Below are 7,930 nucleotides of genomic sequence, written 5' to 3' on the forward strand. Positions count from 1 at the left end.
GCATGGAGACGGTGACCATCGCCGCGCCGAGGCCCAGGAAGGCCGTCCCGCCGAGCAGGTACGGAGTGGTGTCGACGCTGCCGGTGTCGGCGAGGGAGAGGTCCTGGACCTCGTGAGCCTGCTGCTGCGTGGACACGGCCTCCGTCCGGGGCGGGGAGGCCGGTGAGTGGTCGTCGACCGTCGCATTCGCGGAGGGGACGAACCAGAGGGCGAACAGCAGTGAGCCAGCCGCGGTAGCGGTGATCAGCGGTCGGCGTACGGTCACGGAACGATCCCCCTTGTGGTTTCGGTGAATTGGCCGTAAGGGCTGATGTTAGTGACAGCTGCGGGTCGCGGGGAAGGGGCGTCGCCCGAGGCGCTTACGCTCCGTTCCATGAGTACAGATGAGACATCACGTTTTGTACGGCTTCAGGTGGAACTCGTCGTGGAGGTCAGCGACCCCGGAGATCTGACAGGCGCCGCCCTCGCGCACATCGCCGGTGACGACTTCATGCCCGATGAGGAGCGAGGTCACGCCGAGTCCTCGGTGCGGGCGGACGGCGCGGAGGCGCTGGCGTACCTGATCGACCCCGCCGACCTCGTCAAGGGGGTGCCGGGAGTCGAGCTCGCGCAGGCTTCCTGGAGCAGTGAGGGCATCGACGACTACGACCCGGATTCCGCCGAGTGGGACCTCGAGGACGACGGGGAGGACGAGAGCGACGGCGAGGAGGCCGGAAGCCCCGCACGGGTGTGATCCACGCCATATAGACCCCGGGGCGGCCCTGGCCGGCCCGGGGTCGTTTCGTGGGTGGCGTTGGACACAGTTTGGTACCTGAGGGAACCGACAAGGAGGTAGAGGTGTTCTTAAAGCATTAGCCGGGAGAGGTCTGCCCTACAGCCCGGTTCGGGGATTCTGGGGTCCAGTAAGCAATGGAGAAGCGTGTGATGACGAACAGCAAGCGTCGCAAGGGCCTTGTGGCCGCGGCCGCGCTGCTCGGCGGCGTATTGACGCTCGCTGCGTGCGGTGGAAGCGACGACGGCGATGCGAACCGTTCGCAGTCCCAGGCGGAGGTCGACAAGGCCGCGGCCAAGGACTCCTCCGACGCGCGAATAAAGATCGCGCCGAGGGACGGCACCTCCAACGCCGGCATCAACAGTGACGCGAAGGTCACCGTGAGCGACGGAAAGCTCTCCGTCGTGAAGATGACCGCCGTCACCTCCGGTGCCGCCGTCAAGGGCACCATCTCCCCGGACGGCAAGTCCTGGAAGCCGGACGCTCAGCTGGAGCGCTCCAGCAAGTACAAGCTCACGGCGACGGCGAAGGACAAGGACGGCCGCAAGGTCACCGCGAACTCCGCCTTCTCCACGGTCTCCCCGAGCGACAGCTTCATCGGAAACTTCACGCCGGAGGACGGTTCGACCGTCGGCGTCGGCATGCCGGTGTCGATCAACTTCGACAAGCCGATCACCGACAAGAAGGCCGTCGAGTCCGCGATCAACGTGAACTCGACCAGCGGCCAGAAGGTCGTCGGCCACTGGTTCAGCCCGCAACGGCTCGACTTCCGGCCCGCGGAGTACTGGAAGGCCGAGTCCACGGTCACCATGAAGATGAAGCTGGACGGCGTGGAGGGCGCGAGCGGCGTCACCGGCGTCCAGGACAAGAACGTCACCTTCAAGGTCGGTCACGCCCAGGTCAGCACCGTCGACGCGAACACTCACAAGATGACCGTGGTCCGTGACGGCAAGACCATCAAGACCATCCCGATCTCCGCGGGCAGCTCCGAGAACCCGACCTACAACGGCAAGATGGTCATCGCGGAGAAGTTCAAGCAGACCCGGATGGACGGCGCCACCGTCGGCTTCAAGGGCGGCGACGGCAAGGGCGAGTACGACATCCCGGACGTGCCGCACGCGATGCGCCTGTCGGCCTCCGGCACCTTCATCCACGGCAACTACTGGGGATCCGACTCGATCTTCGGCAGCGCCAACACCAGCCACGGCTGCATCGGCCTGAACGACGCCAAGGGCGCGGGCGACCCGAACATGGACGGCGCCTGGTTCTTCGACAACTCGCAGACCGGCGACGTCGTGGTCATGAAGGGCTCCCCGGACAAGACCATCGCTCCGGACAACGGCCTCAGCGACTGGAACATGGACTGGAACACCTGGACCCAGGGCAGCGCGCTCAACGGCTGACCGCCGGGCTCCGAAACTCTTGCACCGATAGCCTTCACCGGTCGAGCGGCCCCAGGACCCCGGTCCGCTCGACCGGTTGTGTTTGATCTGTTCCGCCGGGCGGCGGCCGACGTACTCCGTCGGTCGCCGCCTTTGGTCTGTCTGGGGCGAGCGGGGCCGGGTGGGCTGTACGAGGCCGGACCGGGCCGGGCCGTACGGAGCCGGTGCGGCCCGGAAAAGCTGCCGCCGGTGACGGCCGGTGACGTACGGTCCAGCGCATGATGATGCCTCTGGGAAGCCCGCCCACCGCCGCCGAGATCGACGCCTGGTGCGCCGTCCTGGCGGAGACACACGCCCACGACCTGCCGCCCACGGTGCCCGGTCCCGAGCGGGCTTCGACAGCGGGCGAACTGCGGATCGCCGGCCTCGGCAGCCGCCATCTGCACCTCGGCGTACGGCTGCCGGACGGCCGGCCCGGGTACGCGGGGGTGGCCTCGCTGCGGCTCTACGACGATCCGGAGAACGCGAAGACCGCCTTCGTCGACACCCTGGCCGTACGCCCCGGCCAGCGCAGGCAGGGCATCGGCGCCCGGCTGTGGGAGGCGCTGCAAGCGGTGCTGGTCACGGAGGGGCGCAGCTCGGCGAGCGTGATGCTCGAAGGCGGCGGCGCGGGCGAGGCGTTCGCGCGGGCCAGGGGCTTCGACCGGGTGCTCCCGCTGAACTATTACGTGCAGGACGTCGCGGAGGCGGACACGGCGCCGGTGGACACGGCGCCGGGGGGCGCGCCCGGCGTTCCGCACGCGGAGGGCGCGCGCGGGCGGCTCCGGCTGCCGGACGGCTACCGCTTCGCCGAGTGGACCGGGATAGCGCCGGACGAGCACGCGGCGGCCTTCGCCGCCGCTCACCAGTCGATGGAGGACGCCCCGAGCGGCGACTTCGAGGTGCGCCCGCCGCGCTGGGACGCGGAGCGGGTGCGCGCGGCGGCGCGGGTGCCGGTGGAGCGCGGCGGCGTGATGCTGGCGGTGTCCGCCCTCGCGGCGGACGGCACGGTCGCCGGGTACACCGAACTCGTCCTGCCCACGCCGGAGTCCGCACGGGCCGTCCAGTACGACACGGTGGTCCTGCCGAACCACCGGGGCCACGGCCTGGGCCGCGTCGTCAAGCAGCGGATGCTGGAGGTGCTGCGCGAGCGCCACCCGGCCGTACGGGAGATCGCCACGACCGTCGCCGACGACAACGCACCGATGATCGCCGTCAACGCGGCACTGGGCTACCGGCCGGAGCGCCCCGCCGCCGTGTACCAGATCCGCCTCTGAGCCCGGCCGGCACCGCCGAGCCCCTGCCGAGCCCCCTTTTCGCCGACCGGTGGCCTTCGGGGCAGGATGGCTCGTGGCGGCTCGTGGCGGCGTTCGTGCGCCCCGCCGCCGGACATCACGGAAGAGGGCACCAAGTGGGCAGCAGGGGCAAGCAGGACCGGCGGAGCGGCGGCGCGGGTGGTGAGCGCGCGGGCGCGGGGGGCGCGGATGGCGGGAACGCGCGCTCCGGGCGTGCGGGTGGCGGGGGCGCAGGTGGTGAGCGTGCGGGTGGTGAGCGAGCGAGAGGCGGGCGCGCGGGCGCAGGGGGCGCGAGCGCCGGGCACGCGGGTGCCGCGAGCGCCGGTCCCGACGGCGCGAGCGCCGGCGCGGCGGAGCTGCTGCGAACCGTGCTGGGCAGCGTCCTGTACGCCCCGGAGGCGGCCCTCGACGACGCGGTCGACTCCGGAGCGTCGCAGCTGACCGCAGCCGCCGAGGGCTGGGACGCGGTCAGCCGAGCGCTGCTCGGCACCGCCTCGGCCCGGCTGCGGCGCTGCTGGGAGGACGGCTGGCAGCCCGCCGACCTGATCCGGCTGGTCCGCCGCGACCTCGCGCCCGAGCAACTGCGCTTCGCCGTGGACTCGATCGCCGCCGAGGCGCGTCGCTATCCGGCGGCGACCCTGGACCCGCGCTGGGCGGGCCAGCTGCGCGAGCTGGACGCGACGGTGTGGTGGGACGGCGACGAGACGTTTCTGGAGGGCTTCGCGCGCCGGGAGCGGATGAGCCGCTTCGAGACGGCGGGCTGCGCGCTCGTACTGCTGCGGACGGTCGGCCGGCTGCCGCGCATCGCTCCGGTCGGGCCGCCGCCGGGGGCGCAGGGTGCGGCCGGGCCGCGTACGGACTCCCGTACCGCGCCCGGAACGAACCCCCGTACGGCCGACGCGGGCACCCCCGCGCCCGCACCCGCCACGACCGCCGCGCCCCGGATGCTCGGCCGGATCAGGGCGCTGCTCGCCAAGGCGGAGTCCACCGAATTCGCCGAGGAGGCCGAGGCGCTCTCCGCCAAGGCCCAGCAGCTGATGGCGCAGCACAGCATCTCCGAGGCGCTGCTCGCGGCCCATGCGTCGGGCGGCCCCGCGGACGGCCCCGGGGCGTGCCGGATCGGCGTCGAGGGTCCGTACGAATCGGCGAAGGCGCTACTCCTGGATGCCGTCGCGGCGGCCAACCGGTGCCAGGCGGTCTGGTCGAACGACTTCGACTTCTCGACGGTCGTCGGCTTCGAATCCGACCTGGAACTGGTCGAGCTGCTCTACACCTCGCTGCTCCTGCAAGCCACCACCGCGATGAACCGCGCGGGAAACCAGCACCACGCCCGCAGCCGCTCGCGCCGCACCAAGGACTTCCGGCAGTCCTTCCTGCTCGCCTACGCGGGCCGTATCCGCGACCGGCTGACGGCCGCCACCGACGCGGCCGTCTCCGAAGCGGCCGGGGCCGGGGGCGCCGACGGGGGCGGCGGGGGCGGCGGGGCGGGCGCGCCGGACCTGCTGCCGGTGCTCGCCGCACGGGAGGTCGCGGTCGAGGAGACCGCCGAGCGGATGTTCCCGGCCCGGGTCTCGCACCGGATGCGCGGCGGTCGCGACGCGGAGGGCTGGGCGCACGGCACGGCGGCGGCCGACCAGGCAGTTCTGCGGTGGCGCAGCGGGGTGATCCCGGAGGGCTGACCGTCACGGTTCCGCTTCCGCGCGCGGCGGATGTAGCGGCGGTTCGCGGAAGCGGCGGGCGGTCCCGCTCGTCCCCGATGGTCCCCGCGTGGTCCCCGGCGGTCAGAGCCCCATCAGCCGCGCGTCGTCGGCGAGGGCCCGGAAGCGCTCGCGCTGGACACTTCGGCGGCCAGTACGCCGTCGGCGGTGTGAATGGCCTGCTCGATCCGGAACGTCTTCCCCCCGCCCTGCCCCACCCGGGCCCTCCGCCCAGGCCCCCTCGTCCGGGCCCTCCGCCCGGGGCCCGCCGTTTCCGATCCGTAGCCCTGGGAACACGGTGTGGTGACTCCAGGAGGTCGCAGCATATGAAGGCATCGGCAATGACATCGCGATCAGTGATGGGACGAGGCCGTCGATCCGCCAAGCAGGCTTCGGACAGCTCAGCGATGGAGGCCGCGGCCCGCTGGGGCCTGGCGGCTCGCGGCGCGGTCTACGTACTCGTCGGCCTGCTCGCCCTGCGCATCGCCTTCGGCGACAGCGGAAAGCAGGCCGACCGGGGCGGCGCGCTGGAGGAACTCGCGAAGCAGCCCTTCGGCGCGGTCCTGGTGTGGGCCCTGGGCATCGGCATGGTGGGCATGGCCCTGTGGCGGCTCTCCGAAGCGCTGTTCGGCGCGGCCGGCCCCAAGGGCCATAAGGTCAGCAAGCGGCTGACGTCGGCGGTCCGATGCGTCTTCTACGGCCTCGTCGCCTACTCCGTGATCTCCTTCGCGGTGGGCGAGAAGAGCAGCGGCTCCAGCGACAAACAGTCCCAGGACGTGACGGCCCGAGCGCTCGAACTGCCCCTCGGCCGCTGGCTGGTGGGCCTCGGCGGCCTGGTCATCGTGGGAGCCGGCCTCTGGATCGTGGTGCGCGCGATCCAACGCAAGTACCGCAAGCACCTGAAGCTCTCCGAGATGTCGAAGCGCACGGAGCAGGCCGTGGACGTGCTCGGCGTCGCCGGCGGCGTGTGCCGGGGCGTCGTCTTCACCGTCGCGGGCGGCTTCGCGGTCTCGGCCGCGGTGAAGTACGACCCGGACGAGGCGAAGGGTCTCGACGACACTCTCCGGTCCTTCGCGGACACTCCGGCCGGCCGGTGGCTGCTGGTGGTGATGGCGGTGGGGCTGGTGATGTTCGGGCTGTTCTCCTTCGCGATGGCGCGGTGGCGCAAGGTGTGAGGGCCGACAGCGGGGCCCGTCGGCCCCGGACAGCGCGACTGCCGGCGAACAGCATGCGAATTCGCCTGGATTGGCGCTCTGTCTAGACGGCTATACCGGGGACCAGGGCGACCAGACCCGACAGCAGGCTTCCCGCTCCGGCCAGTGTGACGACGGTTGCTTTCCCGTCGGAGAAGAGTCCGGAGCAGAAGGCCCGCAGCTGGCGTCGCACGATCAACATCTTCAGTTTCTCCCAGCGATGTTGGCGGATGTGACACCCAAGGAGCAGCCCGGCCGCGTTGTTGCGACAGCCGTCCGGGTGCCCGCGCACGGGTGCGCCGCAGGTTACGGGTGCCCGGAAGAAGCACCACGCTGCTGTAGCGACGGACAGCGTGATCACGACCGCTGGCCCAGCGACAGAGTTGATCCATGCGGCTACGAGCAGCGCAGCGGTGATGACTCCCCACCAGCGCCCGAGCCCTCCAAAGACACCGCCCCCAGTTTTTGCCATGCTGCAAACGTGTCACTGAAATGCCAGTGGCATACACCGCTCACTAGGCATGGCCGGATGGCATCCATCAACGGCTGGTTAGCAGCACCGTGCAGCGGGTTGCGGACCCGCTCTGTTCCGCGGAATCAGCAGTTGGCGGGGTTGCCGAGCGTTGCCAACGGCACGATGGCGGCGACTCAGAAGGTGACGATCAGTAAGGTGAACAGTCGCTGCCCCAATCGTCGGCTTCACCCGAGTCCATACACCAGAAGCGGGTGACGATCTCGCGGTAACTCTGGTGCGAGGGATGGCCGCCGATGTGTTTGAAGGCCCAGTCCCGTGCCTTCTCGAACACCTCCTGCTCGCCGGAACCCAGATCGCAGGTGGTGCACTGCAATTCGTGCACCATCTCGGGTGCTTTTCGGGCAGGATCCGGTCCCATGGTCCAAGAGATGTAGCGGTAGACCGAACGCGTCACAGGATGCTCCTGCTGTTTGCGTTGATCTCCGAGATCCTTGCGCGCAGTTCTGCCCACTCATCAGCCGGATGGACCTGCTCGGGGAGCGCATCCCATTCGCGCCCACCTCCAGGTGGCCTCAGTTGTACGTAGGGGCCGACGTGTCCCATCACCCGTCCTACTCGGTCCGTGCTGACGTCCAGCGCCAGCGTGCCCACTTGGAGGGCGTCCATGTCGCTCATGCAGGAAGCGTGGCGCCGCCTCCAGGGACGTGGGTACCTCGTCCAAAACCCATTTTGGGACGTCCCAGTGGGTGTACAACGTCCCTAGCAACGTCCCAACTTGCGGGGTGAGACTGCGGTGCCGAACGAGAGACTACGAGCCGCCATGGCGGCTGGAGGGTGGACCTGCGCGACCTTGGCAGCGCAGACGGAGATGGATCCCAAATCCGTGGAACGGTGGGTCAACCTCGGCCGAACGCCGCGCCGGACCACGGCCATGCTGGCGGCGGAGACGTTAGCCTCGATCGTTCATGAGTCCTCGTCGGTGTGCTGACGGGGACTCTGTGTTTGCGAGGTGCGGTTCTTTCCGGGCTGGGGCAGGTTGACGGCCCGGTTGTCGCGTCGGGTGGGCGCCGGGTTCCA

The 7,930-nt window shown here is 70.4% G+C and carries 10 protein-coding genes and 1 pseudogene; 6 read left to right on the forward strand and 5 right to left on the reverse strand.

Annotation, left to right across the window (positions count from 1 at the left end):
• The coding region (locus QMK28_RS33195; RefSeq protein ID WP_326443409.1) for a hypothetical protein at window positions 1–265 on the reverse strand (265 nt) is incomplete at its 3' end.
• Window positions 266–373: 108 nt separating this feature from the next.
• Between QMK28_RS33195 and QMK28_RS33200 the strand changes: the two genes are divergently transcribed.
• From QMK28_RS33200 to QMK28_RS33215, 4 genes are all read left to right on the forward strand, one after another.
• On the forward strand, window positions 374–733 hold the full coding sequence (locus tag QMK28_RS33200; RefSeq protein WP_326443410.1) for a hypothetical protein: 360 nt from the start codon (window positions 374–376) through the stop codon (window positions 731–733).
• A 191-nt stretch (window positions 734–924) separates the two neighbouring features.
• Window positions 925–2,175, forward strand: a complete 1,251-nt coding sequence (locus QMK28_RS33205) for a L,D-transpeptidase (protein ID WP_326443411.1) — start codon at window positions 925–927, stop codon at window positions 2,173–2,175.
• A gap of 257 nt (window positions 2,176–2,432) precedes the next feature.
• Window positions 2,433–3,470 (forward strand): GNAT family N-acetyltransferase, encoded by a 1,038-nt coding sequence (locus QMK28_RS33210; protein WP_326443412.1) that lies wholly within the window; start codon window positions 2,433–2,435, stop codon window positions 3,468–3,470.
• 386 nt (window positions 3,471–3,856) lie between these two features.
• Window positions 3,857–5,167, forward strand: coding sequence for a DUF2786 domain-containing protein (locus QMK28_RS33215; protein ID WP_326443413.1), 1,311 nt, complete (start codon window positions 3,857–3,859; stop codon window positions 5,165–5,167).
• 113 nt (window positions 5,168–5,280) lie between these two features.
• Here QMK28_RS33215 and QMK28_RS33220 read toward each other — a convergent pair whose 3' ends face one another.
• The gene (locus QMK28_RS33220) at window positions 5,281–5,403 is read right to left on the reverse strand and encodes a hypothetical protein (protein WP_326443414.1); all 123 of its coding nucleotides are present in this window, start codon (window positions 5,401–5,403) and stop codon (window positions 5,281–5,283) included.
• Between the two features lie 123 nt (window positions 5,404–5,526).
• Between QMK28_RS33220 and QMK28_RS33225 the strand changes: the two genes are divergently transcribed.
• Window positions 5,527–6,360: a DUF1206 domain-containing protein gene (locus tag QMK28_RS33225; RefSeq protein WP_326443415.1), complete on the forward strand. Its 834-nt coding sequence runs from the start codon at window positions 5,527–5,529 to the stop codon at window positions 6,358–6,360.
• An 82-nt stretch (window positions 6,361–6,442) separates the two neighbouring features.
• Here the strand turns inward: QMK28_RS33225 and QMK28_RS33230 are convergent, their stop codons facing one another.
• The 3 genes from QMK28_RS33230 to QMK28_RS33240 form a co-directional block, all read right to left on the reverse strand.
• Complete coding sequence (locus QMK28_RS33230) at window positions 6,443–6,571, reverse strand: hypothetical protein (protein ID WP_326443416.1); 129 nt, start codon at window positions 6,569–6,571, stop codon at window positions 6,443–6,445.
• Window positions 6,572–7,040: 469 nt separating this feature from the next.
• Window positions 7,041–7,307: a DUF7848 domain-containing protein gene (locus QMK28_RS33235; RefSeq protein ID WP_326443417.1), complete on the reverse strand. Its 267-nt coding sequence runs from the start codon at window positions 7,305–7,307 to the stop codon at window positions 7,041–7,043.
• Entirely contained in the window at window positions 7,304–7,528 is a 225-nt protein-coding gene (locus QMK28_RS33240) for a hypothetical protein (protein ID WP_326443418.1), read from the reverse strand. The genes QMK28_RS33235 and QMK28_RS33240 overlap by 4 nt, the downstream gene beginning before the upstream one ends.
• A gap of 118 nt (window positions 7,529–7,646) precedes the next feature.
• Here QMK28_RS33240 and QMK28_RS33245 point away from each other — a divergent pair.
• Window positions 7,647–7,820 (forward strand): annotated as a pseudogene (locus tag QMK28_RS33245) (XRE family transcriptional regulator); the annotation flags it as partial.
• Window positions 7,821–7,930: the final 110 nt, after the last annotated feature.

Origin of the sequence: Streptomyces sp. H27-D2 (genome assembly GCF_035828615.1) — a bacterium.
In the GTDB taxonomy this organism is placed as follows: Bacteria; Actinomycetota; Actinomycetes; order Streptomycetales; family Streptomycetaceae; genus Streptomyces.